Origin of the sequence: Wenyingzhuangia heitensis (genome assembly GCF_011762155.1) — a bacterium.
Taxonomy (GTDB): Bacteria; Bacteroidota; Bacteroidia; order Flavobacteriales; family Flavobacteriaceae; genus Wenyingzhuangia; species Wenyingzhuangia heitensis.
Genome location: NZ_JAASQL010000001.1, coordinates 670,323 through 687,525 on the forward strand (window position 1 = coordinate 670,323; position 17,203 = coordinate 687,525).

Annotated in this window: 17 protein-coding genes and 1 pseudogene; 6 read left to right on the plus strand and 12 right to left on the minus strand. The window is 33.0% G+C overall.

What is annotated here, in order from left to right; all coding sequences use genetic code 11:
• Positions 1-60 precede the first annotated feature (60 nt).
• The 8 genes from arsB to FHR24_RS02855 form a co-directional block, all read right to left on the minus strand.
• Complete coding sequence (arsB, locus tag FHR24_RS02820; protein WP_167183565.1) at positions 61-1,110, minus strand: ACR3 family arsenite efflux transporter; 1,050 nt, start codon at positions 1,108-1,110, stop codon at positions 61-63.
• Between the two features lies 1 nt (position 1,111).
• A complete protein-coding gene (locus FHR24_RS02825; RefSeq protein ID WP_167183568.1) occupies positions 1,112-1,744 on the minus strand; it encodes an arsenate-mycothiol transferase ArsC in 633 nt (210 codons plus the stop codon).
• Between the two features lie 25 nt (positions 1,745-1,769).
• Positions 1,770-2,237, minus strand: coding sequence for a DUF6428 family protein (locus FHR24_RS02830; protein WP_167183571.1), 468 nt, complete (start codon positions 2,235-2,237; stop codon positions 1,770-1,772).
• A 45-nt stretch (positions 2,238-2,282) separates the two neighbouring features.
• A complete protein-coding gene (locus FHR24_RS02835) occupies positions 2,283-2,612 on the minus strand; it encodes an ArsR/SmtB family transcription factor (RefSeq protein WP_167183575.1) in 330 nt (109 codons plus the stop codon).
• An 86-nt stretch (positions 2,613-2,698) separates the two neighbouring features.
• On the minus strand, positions 2,699-3,295 hold the full coding sequence (locus FHR24_RS02840; protein ID WP_167183578.1) for a lipoprotein signal peptidase: 597 nt from the start codon (positions 3,293-3,295) through the stop codon (positions 2,699-2,701).
• A 79-nt stretch (positions 3,296-3,374) separates the two neighbouring features.
• Positions 3,375-3,761, minus strand: coding sequence for a TraR/DksA family transcriptional regulator (locus FHR24_RS02845; protein WP_167183581.1), 387 nt, complete (start codon positions 3,759-3,761; stop codon positions 3,375-3,377).
• 5 nt (positions 3,762-3,766) lie between these two features.
• Positions 3,767-7,171 carry an isoleucine--tRNA ligase gene (gene ileS / locus FHR24_RS02850; protein ID WP_167183584.1) on the minus strand — a complete coding sequence of 1,135 codons (3,405 nt, stop codon included), beginning with the start codon at positions 7,169-7,171 and terminating at the stop codon, positions 3,767-3,769.
• Between the two features lie 146 nt (positions 7,172-7,317).
• Positions 7,318-8,061, minus strand: a complete 744-nt coding sequence (locus FHR24_RS02855; RefSeq protein ID WP_167183586.1) for a TerB family tellurite resistance protein — start codon at positions 8,059-8,061, stop codon at positions 7,318-7,320.
• 216 nt (positions 8,062-8,277) lie between these two features.
• Between FHR24_RS02855 and FHR24_RS02860 the strand changes: the two genes are divergently transcribed.
• Complete coding sequence (locus tag FHR24_RS02860) at positions 8,278-8,691, plus strand: BrxA/BrxB family bacilliredoxin (RefSeq protein WP_167183589.1); 414 nt, start codon at positions 8,278-8,280, stop codon at positions 8,689-8,691.
• A gap of 77 nt (positions 8,692-8,768) precedes the next feature.
• On the opposite strand, the gene FHR24_RS02865 is transcribed toward FHR24_RS02860, so the two are convergent.
• Positions 8,769-10,307: a hypothetical protein gene (locus FHR24_RS02865; protein WP_167183592.1), complete on the minus strand. Its 1,539-nt coding sequence runs from the start codon at positions 10,305-10,307 to the stop codon at positions 8,769-8,771.
• Positions 10,308-10,548: 241 nt separating this feature from the next.
• Here FHR24_RS02865 and FHR24_RS02870 point away from each other — a divergent pair.
• Positions 10,549-10,720: pseudogene (locus FHR24_RS02870) on the plus strand (BrxA/BrxB family bacilliredoxin); the annotation flags it as partial.
• A gap of 489 nt (positions 10,721-11,209) precedes the next feature.
• On the opposite strand, the gene FHR24_RS02875 reads toward FHR24_RS02870, so the two are convergent.
• Genes FHR24_RS02875 through FHR24_RS02885 form a run of 3 tightly spaced genes read right to left on the minus strand, consistent with a single transcriptional unit; the run spans position 11,210 to position 13,293 of the window.
• Complete coding sequence (locus FHR24_RS02875) at positions 11,210-11,899, minus strand: RluA family pseudouridine synthase (protein ID WP_167183595.1); 690 nt, start codon at positions 11,897-11,899, stop codon at positions 11,210-11,212.
• A 12-nt stretch (positions 11,900-11,911) separates the two neighbouring features.
• Complete coding sequence (yihA, locus tag FHR24_RS02880) at positions 11,912-12,526, minus strand: ribosome biogenesis GTP-binding protein YihA/YsxC (RefSeq protein ID WP_167183598.1); 615 nt, start codon at positions 12,524-12,526, stop codon at positions 11,912-11,914.
• Entirely contained in the window at positions 12,526-13,293 is a 768-nt protein-coding gene (locus tag FHR24_RS02885; RefSeq protein ID WP_167183601.1) for an alpha/beta fold hydrolase, read from the minus strand. The genes yihA and FHR24_RS02885 overlap by 1 nt, the downstream gene beginning before the upstream one ends.
• 221 nt (positions 13,294-13,514) lie before the next feature.
• Between FHR24_RS02885 and mraZ the strand changes: the two genes are divergently transcribed.
• From mraZ to FHR24_RS02905, 4 genes are read left to right on the plus strand one after another with little or no spacing between them, the layout of a single operon-like run.
• Positions 13,515-13,988 carry a division/cell wall cluster transcriptional repressor MraZ gene (gene mraZ, locus FHR24_RS02890; RefSeq protein WP_167183604.1) on the plus strand — a complete coding sequence of 158 codons (474 nt, stop codon included), beginning with the start codon at positions 13,515-13,517 and terminating at the stop codon, positions 13,986-13,988.
• Entirely contained in the window at positions 13,975-14,877 is a 903-nt protein-coding gene (gene rsmH / locus FHR24_RS02895) for a 16S rRNA (cytosine(1402)-N(4))-methyltransferase RsmH (RefSeq protein WP_167183607.1), read from the plus strand. Before mraZ ends, rsmH begins: the two co-directional genes overlap by 14 nt.
• The gene (locus FHR24_RS02900; RefSeq protein WP_167183610.1) at positions 14,874-15,200 is read left to right on the plus strand and encodes an FtsL-like putative cell division protein; all 327 of its coding nucleotides are present in this window, start codon (positions 14,874-14,876) and stop codon (positions 15,198-15,200) included. Before rsmH ends, FHR24_RS02900 begins: the two co-directional genes overlap by 4 nt.
• A gap of 7 nt (positions 15,201-15,207) precedes the next feature.
• Positions 15,208-17,202, plus strand: coding sequence for a penicillin-binding protein (locus tag FHR24_RS02905; protein WP_167183613.1), 1,995 nt, complete (start codon positions 15,208-15,210; stop codon positions 17,200-17,202).
• Position 17,203 lies beyond the last annotated feature (1 nt).

Below are 17,203 nucleotides of genomic sequence, written 5' to 3' on the forward strand. Positions count from 1 at the left end.
ATAATAAAAAAAGGTGAGCATTAGCTCACCTTTTTTTTATGGTCTCTATTTTTAAGTTGTTTAGCTTGTTATTTTTGGAAAATACTTTTTTCTTAACCAAAAAGAAACTTTAACCAATAAAATAAGAGCAGGTACCTCTACCAAAGGACCTATAACTCCTGCAAATGCCTGTCCTGAATTTAATCCGAAAACTGCAATAGCAACTGCAATTGCTAATTCAAAGTTGTTTCCTGCTGCTGTAAATGCAACGGAAGTTGTTTTGTCATAATCAGCACCTGTCGCTTTGGTAAAAAAGAATCCAATGATGAACATTAGTGTGAAGTAAATTAGTAAGGGAACTGCAATAATTAACACATCCATTGGTATTTCAACAATCAATTCTCCTTTTAAAGAAAACATGACTACAATGGTAAATAATAATGCAATTAAAGTCATAGGAGATACTGTTGGAATAAACTTAGTAGTATACCATTCCTCTCCTTTTAATTTTACAAAAATGAATCTACTGGCAATTCCTAACAAAAATGGCAGTCCTAAATAAATAGCAACACTTTCTGCAATAGTTCCTACAGATATATCTACAATGGCACCTTCAAACCCAAAATACGGAGGGAGTACGGTAATAAATAACCATGCATAAAAACTGTAGGCAAATACCTGAAAAATACTATTTAAAGCAACTAGTCCTGCACCGTATTCACTGCTACCATCAGCAAGATCGTTCCAAACCAATACCATAGCAATACAACGAGCCAAACCAATTAAAATCAATCCCACCATATATTCTGGGTAATCTCTTAAAAATGTAATTGCCAAAACAAACATTAATACTGGACCAATAATCCAGTTAAGAATTAATGAGATAGAAAGTATCTTAGTGTCTCTAAATACTTTTGGTAACAAAGAATAATCAACTTTAGCCAAAGGCGGATACATCATTAAAATCAATCCAATAGCAATGGGAATATTTGTTGTTCCGCTATTTAGCGAGTTGATAATATTTGGAAAACTTGGAAAGATATTTCCAATACCAACACCAATAGCCATGGCTATAAAAATCCAAAGGGTTAAGTTTTTGTCTAGAAAACTTAATTTTTTTGTTTGTGACATGTTATGATTGAATTTGTGAGAATACGTAAAACATTTCAGTTGCTATTTGCAAGCTTCTTTCGTTGTATTTTTCTGTTTGCTGTGGAGTATTATCAAAAGCCTTTGGATCTTCAAAAGTAATAGGAATACGTTTTTCTGCTCCGGCAATAAACGGACAACCTCCATCTGCTTGAGAACAGGTCATTATAGCTGCAAACTCTGATGTAGGGTTAAAAGTAGCATCTAACTTTTTAGAAAATCCAATAATTGGATGTTCGTTATTTGCATATTTAATACTGTAAATAGGATTGTCTGTTTCTGATATTTTCTCAATTTCAAAACCATTGTTCTGTAACGTTTCTGCTACTTTAGGAAAAAGAGCCGTACTTTCTGTACCACCAGAGTAACAAAATACATTTTTAATACCAAAATGAGCAGCAGCTGCTTGAGCCCAGACTTGAGATAAGTGACTTCTTCTGGAGTTGTGAGTGCAAATAAAATTGATACGAATGTCTTGTTTGTCGTTTGCTTTAGACTGAATAAAATCCACTAAAGGTTGTAATACTTCTTTACGTTCTGTTGTAATAGTCTTTGGTTGTAAACCTTTTAAGGTTTCTTCAATTTTAACAAATACATTTGGTTTTGTAGCGATCATTTTTTTTAGTTTTAAGATATTATAATTAACAGCAACCCCCTCCTGGTGTACAGCTAGATGCGTTACCTGCGGCTATAGGAGTTAATTTTTGTTCTGGTTCTGGAATTCCACAGCTGTCTTTTGCCAAACAGTCTGTTTGTTTAGAGGTTAATAAAAAGTTTGTACCGTTAAAGTCCAATCCAAATTTACCGATGGTTTCTGCTTGGTATTCTACTTCAATTTCTAAATCTTCTATTCCCAAAGCTTTTTCAGAAAGCTCAATAATGTTTAATAATTTTTCTGGGTGCAATCTGTGATCATAATCATCAGCATTCCAAAGTTGAAAGTTGGCAACCTCCTCTTTACGGATAGTTCCTCCACAATCAATAAAATTTTTGGTTACTTTTCCTACTTCAGTTACATGAAAGTGATTAGGAACCAATTCTCCGTTTGGCAATTCAAAAGCGATAGTTTCTAATCTGTTTAACTCTTTTTTTACTTGTGATAATTTCATAATATTTATATATTGCGTTTTTACGATTAATGAATTCAAATTTTTTTAACAGCAATTTTCTTTTGCGGTATCTTGATTTAAAAACTCAAACATAGTTTCCTTCATACCAGACCAATTTTTGCTGTCTATACAATAACAAACACTTGTTCCCTCAATGTTCCCTTTAATTAAACCTAAGTTTTTTAATTCTTTTAAATGTTGGGAGATAGTAGGTTGAGCCAATCCAATTTCATGTACTAAATCTCCACAAACACAAGAATTTATTTTAAACAAATGTTGTAGAATAGCAACTCTAGCAGGATGACCAAATGCTTTTGCAAAAAGAGCCAATTCATTTTGTTCATCTGTAAATATTTCTGATTTAATCAATCCCATGTTTAATTGTTTTGTATATTGCAATATTACGATTAATAATTAAACTGAAAGAAAAAAAGGTTTTAATTTTTTAAAGAATAAAGAGTTTATTTTTTTGGAAAAATAGTTTTACTAAAAAACAATAAAATCATAACACCAATAGAAATAGCTGAGTCTGCTATGTTAAAAATAGCATTAAAAAAAGTAAAGAATTTTCCTCCTAATCCAGGAACCCATTCAGGTAATATTCCTTGCCAAATAGGGAAGTATAACATGTCTACAACTTTACCATGAAAAAGAGTTCCGTAGGCTTGTGAAGTTGTGAAATTAGCAACTTGTCCGTAAGAATCATTAAAAATAATTCCGTAAAAAACAGAGTCGATTATGTTTCCTAAAGCCCCACAAAAAATTAAAGAAATAGAAATAATTAATAGGTTGTGACTTTTGTCTCTAATAGAATTACGCAACCAAATACCAATACCCACAATAGCACATAAGCGAAATAAGGTAAGAATAAGTTTTCCAGTTTTACCTCCTAACTCAGTTCCCCAAGCAGCTCCATTGTTTTCAATAAAATGAATTCTAAACCAATCAAAAACATAAATTTCTTCTCCTAATTGAAAATTTGTTTTAATGTATATTTTACTAATCTGATCTATTAACAAGACAAGTACAATTAATAAAATGGATTTTTTTGCGTTCATAGGAAATTTAAAAAGAAAAGTTTGCAACCGAAATTACAAACTTTTATTATATGGCAATGTAAAGAACAAGGTTCTTTTTTTATTTTCTTTCTGCGTTTTTGGCATCAATACTTAACGTAGCATGTGGCACCAATCTTAAACGTTGCTTTTGGATTAATTTTCCTGTAGCACGGCAAATTCCGTAGGTTTTATTTTCAATACGTAACAACGCATTTTTTAAATCACGAATAAACTTTTCTTGACGAATAGCCAACTGAACGTTTGCTTCTTTAGACATCGTTTCAGAACCTTCTTCAAACGCTTTAAATTGAGGAGAAGTATCGTCTGTATTGTTAGAACTTCCGTTTTTGTAAGAGCTTTGTAAGATCTCTAAATCTTTTTTAGCCTTCTCAATTTTATTTAAAATAATCTCTTTAAATTCTGCTAAATCAGCATCACTGTATACTACTTTTTCATCTGTTGCCATAACACTTAGATTTTATGTATAAATATTTTACTTTTAATATCGTCAAATTCAATTTCTAAACCATCTTTTAGTTCAGTTACAAATTCTAACTCGTTCGTTAATGTTTCGCTCTTGATATACTCTTTGTTAGAATCTACCGCTTTTTGTAAAGTTTCATTATGGGTAATAGATAACTTAATTTTATCAGTAACCTCTAAACCAGAATCTTTTCTTAAATTCTGAATTCTATTGACTAGTTCTCTAGCAACACCTTCATTTCTTAATTCATCAGATATAGTTACATCTAAGGCAACTGTTAAGCCTCCTTGATTTATAACCAACCAACCTTCAATATCTTGAGAGCTAATCTCTACTTCATTAAGCGTTAAATCTACTAAATTTTCTTCAATCTTAACAGTAATTTTACCTTCACGCTCCAATTTAGCGATGTCTTCTTGCGTAAATTTTTGAATTTCAGTACCTACCAATCTCATGTTTTTTCCAAAACGTGGTCCTAAAACTTTAAAATTAGGTTTGATATTCTTTACCAACACTCCAGAGGCATCGTCTAATAATTCAATATCTTTAATATTTACTTCTGATAAAATTAAATTTTTAACAGCTTCAATATCTTCTCTTTGCTGATTGTCTAGTACAGGAATCATGATTTTTTGTAACGGTTGACGTACTTTGATCATTTCCTTTTTACGTAAAGACAATACCATAGATGATATTTGTTGCGCTTTTTGCATTTTACGCTCTAAGTCACTGTCAATAGCAGTTTTATCTGCTTTTGAAAACTCGGCCAAATGTACAGATTCAAAAGTTTCTGTTTGTGTTGCTTTGGTTAAATCTTTGTAAAGATTATCCATAAAGAAAGGGGCTACAGGAGCTCCTAATTTAGCAACAGTTAACATACAAGTATAAAGTGTTTGGTAAGCGGATATTTTATCTGTTCCATAGTCGCCTTTCCAGAATCTTCTTCTGCTTAAACGTACAAACCAGTTAGATAAGTTTTCGGTTACAAAATTTTGAATTTCACGAGTAGCTTTGGTTGCTTCGTACTCGTTATAAAACTTATCAACTTTTAAAATTAACGTATTTAGTTCTGATAAAATCCAACGGTCAATTTCTGGTCTGTCTTCTAATTTAATATCTGCTTCAGCATATTTAAATCCATCAATATTAGCGTACAAAGTAAAGAAAGAATAGGTGTTGTATAAAGTTCCAAAGAATTTACGTCTCACTTCATCAATTCCATCTAAATCAAACTTAAGGTTGTCCCAAGGGTTTGCGTTAGAAATCATATACCAACGTGTCGCATCGGGTCCATATTGATCCATAGTTTCAAATGGGTTGATTCCGTTTCCTAAACGTTTAGACATTTTTTTACCATGCTTGTCTAAAACCAATCCGTTAGAAACTACATTTTTATAAGCTACATTGTCAAAAACCATGGTGCTAATTGCGTGTAGGGTATAAAACCATCCACGAGTTTGATCTACTCCTTCAGCAATAAAGTCAGCAGGATAGAACTCTCTATTGTCAATTAATTCCTTGTTTTCAAAAGGATAATGTTGTTGTGCATACGGCATAGCACCAGAATCAAACCAAACGTCAATAAGGTCTGCTTCACGCTTCATAGGTTGTCCTTTAGGAGAAACTAAGGTAATGGCATCTACTACATTTTTATGTAGATCGATGGTGTCATAATTTTCCTCAGACATATTTCCAGATTCAAAAGCATCAAAACTAGTTGGGTTTTCAATTCCGGCAACTCTTGCTTTTTCAATTTCTTGTTTTAATTCTTCTACAGAACTAATTAAAATTTCTTCCGTTCCGTCTTCGGTTCTCCAAATAGGTAATGGAATTCCCCAATAACGAGAACGAGATAGGTTCCAATCATTTGCATTTTTTAACCAGTTCCCAAAACGACCGGTTCCTGTAGATTCAGGTTTCCAATTAATGGTTTCGTTTAACTCGTGCATACGGTCTTTTACTTCCGTTACTTTTATAAACCAAGAATCTAAGGGATAGTATAAAATAGGTTTGTCTGTTCTCCAACAATGTGGATAACTGTGCTTGTATTTTTCTACAACAAACGCTTTGTTTTCTTCTTTTAACTGAATAGCAATTTCTACATCAATGGATCTTTCTGGAGCTTCACCATCGTTATAATATTCATTTTTCACATATTTTCCTGCATGAGGAGCTACGTGTTTTGTAAATTTTCCTTGCAAGTCTACCAACGGAACAGGGTTCTCATTGTCGTCCAAAACCAACATAGGTGGTACTTCTGGACTTGCATTTTTAGCTACAAAAGCATCATCTGCACCAAAAGTAGGAGCGGTGTGTACAATACCAGTACCATCTTCTGTAGTTACAAAATCTCCAGCAATCACTCTAAACGCATTTTCTGGATTTTCGTATGGCAATGCCCAAGGTAACAATTGTTCGTATTTAATTCCGACCAAATCTTTCCCTATAAAAGTTTCTCCAACTAAGAAAGGAATCTTTTTGTCTCCTTGTTTGTAGGCCTCTAATTCTTCTTTTGTTTCAACCTCAATAAACTTTTTTCCAAATTGTTTTCCAACTAAGTTTTTTGCTAATAAAACGTTGATAGATTCAAAGGTGTATTGATTGTAAGAACTTACCAATACATACTCTATTTTAGACCCCACTGTTAAAGCGGTGTTACTTGGTAAAGTCCAAGGAGTAGTTGTCCATGCTAATAAATGTACTTCTGCTAGAGTTTGTAAACTAGCGGGTAAGGTTTCTTTTATAGCTTTAAACTGAGCAACAATAGTAGTGTCTGTAACATCTTGGTACGCTCCCGGCTGATTAATTTCGTGAGAACTTAATCCTGTACCTGCTTTAGGAGAGTAAGGCTGAATAGTATACCCTTTATAGAGTAAATCCTTTTTGTAGATCTGACCTAACAACCACCAAACAGTTTCCATGTATTTAGACTTGTAGGTTACATATGGATCTTCCATATCTACCCAATAACCAATACGCTCTGTTAAGTCATTCCAAATATCTGTATATTTCATCACTGCTTTTTTACAAGCAATATTGTATTCTTCTATGGTAATTTTGGTTCCAATATCTTCTTTGGTAATTCCCAATTCCTTTTCAACACCTAATTCAACTGGTAGACCGTGCGTATCCCAACCTGCTTTACGTTGTACTTTAAAACCTTTCATAGTTTTAAAACGAGGGTATACATCTTTAATAGTTCTTCCTAAAACGTGGTGAATTCCTGGCAATCCGTTAGCCGATGGAGGTCCTTCAAAAAACACGTAGGGTTCTTGCCCTTCTCTAGCATCAATACTTTTCTGAAAGATGTTGTTTTCTTGCCAAAACTTTAATGTTTCTGCAGCAATATTTGTTAAACTTAAGCCTTTGTGTTCTTTAAAATTTGCACTCATGGTATTGGGTCTTCAATTTGGATTGCGAAAATACGGTTTTAATTGATGAATCACAATAGGATTTTTCCTTGTATTTGAGCTTTTTAAGCAATAAAAAAGGGATGTATTGTAACAATACATCCCTTTTAGTGGTTTGGAAGGATTAATTAAATTCCTCTTTCTTTTTTGATGGTTTCGTATGCTTCTTGAATTTTCTGAAATTTTTCTTGCGCTCCCTTTAAATGTTCTTCTCCTAAATGGGCTAACTTATCAGGATGATGTTCTTTGACCAATCTACGGTACGCTTTTTTAAGTTCATCATTAGTAGCTGTTTTTTCTACTTCTAATATTTGGTAAGCTGATTCAGAGTTATCATAAAACATCGCTTTTATAGAATTGAAATTTGCTTGGCTAATGTATAGATAGTTCGCAATAGACTGAATGGTTTGTATTTCAATATCGGCTACATGTCCATCAGATTTTGCAATGGCAAACAAGAAATGAATTAACTGAGAGCGAGATTCAGCTGTCATGTGATTTCTTATTTGTGTACAAACTTCTTGGGTAGATAAAGTGGTGTCGTTAATAATTCCTTTAAATAATTTAAAAGCATTATTCGCTCTGTCTTTTCCATACATCTGCACAAAATAAGTACGAACGTAATCTAATTCTTTTTGTAATATTTTCCCATCGGCTTTAATAACAATAGCAGCTAAAAAAAGCAAGCTAATTTCAAAATCTCCAGCCTGAGTTGTTTTGTTGGTGTAAGTATTGTTGTTGGTTTGAAATTCAGAATAATCAGAAGTAGCTCCTTTTAGAGCCGATACAATTAAGTAACCTAAGGCAGCACCAATAGGTCCACCGGCAGCCCATCCAATTCCTGCTCCAATCCAGCTTGCAAATTTTTTCATTTGTATGTTTTTGTATTAAAGTACTAAGTAAAACAAGAATCTTGCCTTAAATAGAATCGGAAGATTTGTCAGTGATACTACGTAGTACTAATTTTAATTTTTGTTAAGAATTGATAATGTGTCAGACTGTAAGGTTTTGGAATATTTATTGTCTAAATTTGCATATCGATTCTGAATTCAGAATTGTTATTATAGAATTTTAAAAAGTATATAGATATGTATCCACAAGAATTAACGGCTCCAATGGAAGCTCAATTAGTACAAGCAGGAGTAGAGGCTTTAAAATCTCCAGCAGATGTTGAATCATTTATTGCAAAAGAAGGAACTGCTTTAGTAGTAGTAAATTCAGTTTGTGGTTGTGCTGCAGGAACTGCAAGACCAGGAGTAATTGCTTCTTTACAAAATGCAAAATTACCAACAAGCTTAGGGACTGTATTTGCAGGAGTTGATGCTCCAGCAGTACAAAAGGCTAGAGAATTTATGATTCCTTTTCCTCCGTCTTCACCAGCGGTTGCATTGTTTAAAGATGGACAATTGGTACATATGTTAGAGCGTCATCACATTGAAGGGCATTCTGCTGAGGCAATTGCAGCAAACTTGTCTGGAGCTTATGATGAGTATTGTGCTTAATCTTTAGTTTTTTATCAAAATAAAACCCTCTAATGATTTGTCACTAGAGGGTTTTATTTTGATAGTAATAAGGGGTTCTAAAAGAAACTACCGCTTACAGTTCCAATTTGTCCAATTGCAGGGCTGTTGCATTTTGCAGGAGTATTGTGTAGGATGTTTGTTCCACTCCCTCCTGTAAAGCTTCCGTTGACTGTAATTTTGTAGTTTCCGTTTCCTACACCTTGGGTGTTGTCAAACTTTAAACCTAAAGCAGGTCCGTAGTACTCAAAACCGTTGGGCATACCTGTATTTGTAGGTCTTTTAATCGTATTTGTTATTGTGTTACAAGAGTAGAATTTTAAGAAACCTTGTTTTAATTTAGCTTTATTTCCAGAACCTTTGTTTGCTCTAACATTTCCAAAAGTAGCATTTTGAAAACTTCCATTTTTTAAGTTTCCTATTTGGTTTTTTATGTAAGGTGTTAAATTTCCGTTAATTGAAGCATCTGTAATTCTTATTGCCCATTGTGTTCCGTTAGCTCTTCTGTATGCGTTCCCAATAAATTTTTGATTGTTGGCTACTCCAGAAATTTGATTAGAAATAAAGTTTGTAAACTGAGTTCTTTGAGATGCAGTGTATGTTTTATTTTTATCAAATACTTCAATAAACCCATGTTCAATTCTTACAGCAAATGCACATCCTGTAGATGTGATTTTTTTTGCTGTAACTTTTCCGTTTTGAGTAAAGTGAGGAGATAGCATTAATGGACATATACCGTCTGTACAGGTAATATCGTCTGCAAATATTCTAAACATACCAAACTTTTTACTAGGGGTTTTGATAACATCATTTTTCATAGACCTGTCATCAGTCTCAAGTCTTAAAGTAACACCACCTTGGCAGTCTAAATCTTTAAATAAAATTTGATCTGCTGAGTATCCTTGAATTAAACCATATCCAGTATGTGCTCCTGTTTGTCTAATTTTTTGGATAATTCCTTGTTTGGCAAATGGTTGATTATCTTGATTTGCATTGGCAACATAATTTAATAAAATAGAAGCCAAAGAGGTTCTTCTGTCTTTAATAGTGAAGTTAAATAATTTAAAGTCAGTAACTCTTCCTATTCTTACTGCGGCCATGTTTTTGTTTAGGTTTGCTAGTGCAGATAAATCAATCGTAAATCCTCCTCCTACACCAGAAATACTAGTATTGGTAACTCTTGCTCCTTTGGCAGAGGTACCAATATTAAAAATACGTCTAACATTGTTGTTTGTAGGTTTTATAACAGTACCTGCTGCAATTTGTAAATGAATACCAGATTTTAAATTTACTTCACCCCAAGTATAGTTTTTACGAGGAATCTTAATTATTTTTTGTCCACTAGTATTTCTAATCAACGTGTTTAGTTGAGTACTTGTGGTTCCTGTAAAGTTTACACTTGCGTTACCAGTACCTGTAAAATACGAGTTAGTGTTGTATGCTCTAGGGGTTCCAAATTTGTCTTCAGTTCCAAGATCAAAACTTGTTTCTTTTAGGTTGTAAGTTTCTTGTTCTATTTCATTAGAGCAAGATAAGCCGGATGCTAAAATAAGTGCGAACCCAGCTGTTTTTAACTTTGTTTTTATTTGTGATTTCATTGACTTTTGGTTTAGTGAATACCTAAAAAAAAAAGGTCTTAACTAGTATTTTAGAGCTTTAATTTCTTTTGGTTTTCATTAGTTTATGGTTTAAAACTACGTGGTTTTATTGATAGTATTTTGTTTATGTTAAAACAAGGTTGTTTTTTGTAAGGATAATGTTGTTTTTATCTTGTTTAATTATGTTTTTGATAGTTTATGAGGGTGTTGTGCAGGGATTTGTTAATTTATTTAATGTGTGGCTGTTCAAAAAGCAAGTGAGTTTGTGATTTCTTTTCCTCCATCATCACTAGCGGTTACATTGTTTAAAGATGGTCAATTGATACATATGTTAGAGCGTGATCACATTGAGGGGGGCTGCTGAAGCAATTGCAGAAAACTTGTTTGGAGCTTATGATGATTACTGTGCTTAATATTTTGATATAAAATAAGATTTGAAAGCCTGATTTTGTATCAGGCTTTTTTATTTTTGGAGAAAAAAGTTATGAAAAGAAATGTCTTAATTGTTTCTTTTTGTTTAGTAACATTACTTGCTTTTGGGCAAAGCAATAAAAACAAAAAGAGAAATTTAAGTAAAAGTTTAAAAGAGAGTAAAGATGTTGTTTTGGTTTCTACTAATTTAGAAATAGGAGAAAATAGTTCTTTTTTATACATTAAAAGACACTATTGCTTATGTACCCAAACTAATTATACCTAGTTTATCGGTGTCTACTGATTTGAGTGATCATACTAAAAAGAAGAAGAAAAGAAAGAGAGAAAAGAAAAACAATAATTCTTGGTTTCATAATCAATTTCATCAGAATATGTTACAGCAACAGCAGTCTCATCATAATCAAGTGATGCAGCAACAAATACAAAGTGTTCAACGTAATGTAATGGGGATCCCTTAATTATTAGGAGTTTTAACTTTCACAAGCTTTCCAAATAACATCATTAGGAACTGGAGCTGTTAAAGTGATAGGCTCTTTTTTTACAGGATGAATAAAAGAAATTTTACGAGCGTGTAAATGAATACTTCCGTCTTTATTACTTCTTTTAGCACCGTATTTTAAATCTCCTTTAATGGTGCATCCTATAGAAGAAAGTTGAACTCTTATTTGGTGGTGCCTTCCTGTTTCTAGTTCAATTTTTAACAATTGAAAATTATTTAACTTTTTAAGAATTTGATAATGTAATATTGCGTGTTTTGCCCCTTGAGTAGTGGGTTGGCAAATATTAGATTTGTTGTTCTTTGGGTTTTTTATCAAATAATGAGATAAAGTCTGTTTTACAGGAATATCAATTTTGTTTACAACGGCCCAATAAGTTTTGTCTATTTTTTTATCTCTTAAAGCTTTGTTCAGTCGTTCTAAAGCTTTAGACGTTTTTGCGAAAATTACAATTCCAGATGTAGGTCTGTCTAGTCTGTGTACAACTCCTAAATAAACATTTCCGGGTTTGTTTTCATTCTCTTTTATGTATTCTTTAACAACATCGCTTAAAGGCTTGTCTCCTGTTTTATCTCCTTGTGTAATGTCTCCAGAACGCTTGTTGATGACAACAATATGATTGTCTTCAAAAAGAATTTGCAAGTTTTTTTTTGTAGAATGCATAACCAATGCTAGTTATAGGTTTCCTGCATAAAAATCATTATTGATGGTCTCAATAAAGTTTAAAATATCATTTTTACCATTTTTGTTGGCAGATGATGAAGTAAAATATGTAGGGAAATATTCAAATCTATCTTTTAACATAGCTGCTTCGTACTTGGCTATGTTTTGAGTAATTGCTTTTGGCTTTAGCTTGTCTGTTTTGGTAAAGATAATTGCAAAAGGAATTTCATTTTCTGCTAAAAATTCCATAAAATCTACATCAATTTTTTGTGGAGTATGACGAGAGTCTACCAATACAAATGTGCAAACTAATTCTTTGCGTTGTTTAAAATAATCGGTAATAAAACTTTGAAATTCTTTTTTAGTTGTTTTAGATACACGAGCATATCCATACCCTGGTAAATCGACCAAAAACCAATTTTTATTTATCTTAAAGTGATTGATTAATTGTGTTTTTCCTGGGGTACCCGAAGTTTTTGCAAGTTTATTTCTTCCTGTAAGCATATTAATTAAAGAAGATTTACCAACGTTAGATCTTCCAATAAAAGCGTATTCAGGAAGTTTTTCTGTAGGACATTTAGAGACCTCAGAATTACTTATAATAAATTCGGCAGATTTAATCTGCATTATTTTATGTTGTTTTTGTCAAACCAAGCATTTACTGTTTCGTTAAATAAAAGTGGATGTTCCATCATAGGGGCATGACCACATTTATCAATCCAAAATAATTCAGAATTTGGCATTAATTGATTGAATTCATTTGCTACGTCTGGTGGTGTAACATTGTCTTGTTTTCCCCAAACTAAACAAGTAGGCACTTTCATGTTTGGTAAGTCCTTAGCCATATTGTGTCTAATCGCACTTTTTGCCAAGGCTAAAATTCTAATCGCACAATTTCTATCGTTTACAATTTCAAATAAATCATCAACCATTTTTTTTGTAGCTGTTTTAGGGTCGTAAAATACTGCTTCTGTTTTGGCTTTAATATATTCATAATCCCCTCTTTTAGGGTAAGTGTCTCCCATTGCGTTTTCATACAATCCAGAGCTACCTGTAAGTACAAGAGAGTCTACCAATTCGGGGAATGCTTTTGTAATATACAAAGAAACATGACCACCTAATGAGTTCCCTAGTAAAGTAGCGTTAGGAACGTTTTTAAATTCCATAAAACTCTTTACAAACTTAGCTAAATTCTTAACGTTTGTCTTAATTATAGGTAATGTATATATAGGTAATTCAGGTACTAATACTCTGTATCCGTTTTTAGAAAAGTGTTTTACCACACCCGCAAAATCATCAAGAGTCCCCATTAAACCGTGTAAAACGATAATTGTCTTACCTTCTCCAGCTTCAATGTATTTAAACTCTCCCTCCGTTTTAACGTTATATTCCATGCTTATTTTCTAGGCTTAGGTTTGGCACAAATGTAAACTTTTTTTGACAAAAAAACACGAATTGTTAAATATAGCTGTTTTCTAGAAAATAGAGTTCTTAACTAGTTGATATTTAAAATGTAAGGATTTAGGTGCTTTGTGGGAAAACTTATCAACAATGTGGGGTAAAGTGGTAAAAAGTGGTAAAATATTTTATATTTTTGAAAAATAGAATAGAATAGGTGGAAGCATTAATAGGAACATACGAATGTAAAACAGACACGAAAGGTCGTGTGATGCTTGCTGCTGGGTTGAAAAAACAGTTGAAAGGTGTTGTGTATGAGGGGTTTGTGTTAAAGCGTTCTGTGTTTCAGCCTTGTTTGGAACTATATCCTATTAAAGAGTGGAACAAGGTAATGGGGCAAGTGGGGAAACTAAATCGTTTTGTAAAAAAGAACAATGATTTTATCCGATTGTTTACCGCGGGGGTTAAAAATGTTGAATTAGATGCTTCTGGTAGATTGTTATTGCCAAAAGATTTGTTGGCTTATTCTAAAATAAAAAAAGAAGTGGTGTTGTCATCGGCAGTGTCAATTATAGAGATATGGGATAAAGAATTGTATGAGAATGCAATCAATGGTGCTTTAGATGATTTTGCTGAATTGGCAGAACAAGTAATGGGCGGTTTAAATACAGAAGAAGATGAGTTATCATAATCCGGTGTTGTTAAAAGAAAGTGTAGATGCTTTAGAGATAAAGTCTGATGGAGTGTATGTGGATGTGACTTTTGGTGGCGGTGGTCATTCTAGGGAGATTTTGTCTCGTTTGGGTGAGAACGGAAAATTGTTTGCTTTTGATCAAGATCCTGATGCGCATGAAAATGCTTTGGATGATGAGCGTTTTACCTTAATTCCTCAGAATTTTAGATATATTCAGCGTTTTTTAAGGTTCTATGGGGCTAAAAAAGTAGATGGTGTTTTGGGTGATTTTGGAGTGTCTTCTCATCAGTTTGATCAAGCAGAAAGAGGATTTTCAACTCGTTTTAATGCGCAATTAGACATGCGTATGGATCAAAAAGCTGAAGTAAGTGCTTCTCATATTATAAACAAGTATTCTCAAGAAGATCTAGCAAACTTATTGTTTCAATACGGAGAGTTAAGAAATGGTAGAGCAATGGCTAAGGTAATTGTAGAGGCTAGGGTGGATAATAAAATAGAAACAAGCTTTGAGTTGAAGGAAGTGTTAGCTTCTTTTTTGCCAAAAGCTAAAGAGCATAAAATTTTAGCTCAAATATTTCAAGCCTTAAGAATAGAGGTGAATCAAGAATTAGAGGTGTTGAAAGAATTTTTAACTCAAATTCCAGATGTCTTAACAGAAGACGGAAGGTTGAGTGTGATCTCGTATCATTCTTTAGAAGATAGATTGGTGAAGAGATTTATTCAGAAAGGAATGTTTGAGGGAGAACCTGAAAAAGATTTTTATGGAAACTTTAGTGTGCCTATGGAAAAAGTAGGTGGTTTAATAGTGCCTACTAAAGAAGAAATTAAAATTAATAACAGGGCACGAAGCGCAAAATTAAGAATAGCAAAGCTTAAAAACGGATGATAGGAGTTGGTGAGTTTGTGTCAGGAATATTAAAGGGGGATTTTTTAGTTAAAAATGATTCTTTTAAAAACTGGAAAGTAATTTTTGTGGTTTTAGGAATGTCTATAGTTATGATTACGTGTGCACATAGTACTGATGAAAAGGTAATAAAAATAGCCTATTTAACTAAAAAAATAAGAGTACTAAAAGCTGAATATGTTGATAGCGCTACTAAGGTAACTCACTTAAGAATGGAGTCAACCATAAAAGAAAAAGTAGAAAACCAGGGGTTGGAGGCCTCAGAAGAACCTCCTGTAAAAATTGTTGTGAAAATACCTAAATAAAATAAAGTTGAGTACCACAAAAAAAAGCATTGTAGACAGATTGGGCTGGTTAGTAGTATTGCTAACTGTGCTTTTTGTTGTTTTAGCGGTACGTGTAGGTTTTATTCAATCTGTAGAGGGAGCTCGTTATCGTAAAATTTCTGCGCAACGTACTATTAAAACAGATACGGTTTTTGCTAACAGAGGAAATATTTACGCAACTAGTGGAGATTTGTTGGCGACAACCATGTCTAAATATACCGTAAGATTGGATTTGGTATCTGTTAAAAATGATGTATTTGAAAAAAACATCAATGCTTTAAGTGATTCATTATCTGTTTTGTTTGGAAAGCCATCATCTCATTACAACCAATATTTAAGAACAGCTAAAAGACGTAAAAATCGTTATTTGTTTTTGGCTAGAGATTTAGGGTATATAGATTATGCTAGGTTAAAAACGTTTCCAATTTTAAAATTAGGTCAATATAGAGGAGGGGTAATTACAGAGCAAAGAAACGTAAGAGCAAGACCTTTAGGGGAGATGGGGGTGAGAACCATTGGGTATGCAGATTATAGAGGAAATGTAGGAGTAGAAGGAGCTTATATAAAATATTTGAGAGAACAACACGGTTGGCGAAAAAAACAAAAAATTGCCAAAGGACAGTGGAAACCAATCAACGATAAAAATGAACAGGAGCCACAAGATGGAAGTGATGTCATTACAACGATTGATGTAAATATTCAAGATGTAGCTCATCATGCTTTGTTACAGCAATTAGAAACTTTTGAAGCAGATCATGGTTGTGTAGTGGTAATGGAGACCAAAACCGGTGAGGTTAGAGCCATTGCTAATTTAGGTAGAAATGGAGTTAACGGAGGATATTACGAGAAAAGAAATTACGCAATTTACGAAGCGCAAGAGCCAGGGTCTACCTTTAAGTTGGCTAGTTTGTTAGTTGGTTTAGAAGATAAAAAAGTGGATACAGGTGATGTAGTGGATACAGAAAAAGGAAGGATTAAAGTATATGGAAGAAGTATTATTGATTCTCATAGAGGTGGGTACGGAAAAATATCTTTGGCTAGAGCTATAGAGGTTTCTTCAAATGTTGGGATTGCTAAAATGGTGATGGAATCTTATAATAACAATCCTCAAAAATTTGTAGACGGAATTAATAAGTTAGGTTTTGGTAAAAAAATAGGAGTACCTATTAAAGGAGAAGGAAAACCATTTATTCCAGATCCTAAATATGTAAAAAGAGGAGATCCTAAAAGTTGGAATGGTCTTTCTTTGCCTTGGATGGCTTGGGGATATGGAGTAAAAGTTACAGCATTGCAGTTGATTACTTTTTACAACGCTATTGCAAATGATGGTGTAATGGTAAAGCCAAAGTTTATTAAAGAATTAAGAAATAACGGAGAAGTTGAAAAATCTTTTGACCCTGTAGTTTTAAATTCCAAAATAGCTTCCAAAGAAACAATAGATAAATTACAAGAAATTTTAAAAAATGTTGTCGTTAGAGGGACTGGAGAAAAATTATATTCTCCAAACTTTTCAATGGCAGGTAAAACAGGGACTTGTCAAACCGAGTACTGGACAGATAATACGCAGTATGTTTCTTCATTTGCAGGTTTTTTTCCAGCTGAAAATCCAAAGTATTCTTGCATTGTGGTGGTAAATAAACCTAATAAAAGAAAAGGTTATTATGGAGCAACCGTTGCAGCTCCTGTGTTTAAAGCAATTGCTCAGAAAATTTATACAAGCGAATTACAAGAGCAATCAGTTTTGTTAGACACTCCTGTTTTGGCTAGGGTAGAGGAGTCTAATCATCAGTTTCAAAAAGAAAATATAAGCACAGAAAATAAAATGCCAAACGTAAACGGTATGCCTGTTATGGATGCTGTTTCGGTGTTAGAGAATAAAGGATTAAAAGTGGCACTTAATGGAGATTTAGGTTTTGTTAAAAAACAATCTATAAGACAAGGGGTTGCTATTAAAAAAGGACAACAAGTAGTATTGTACTAAA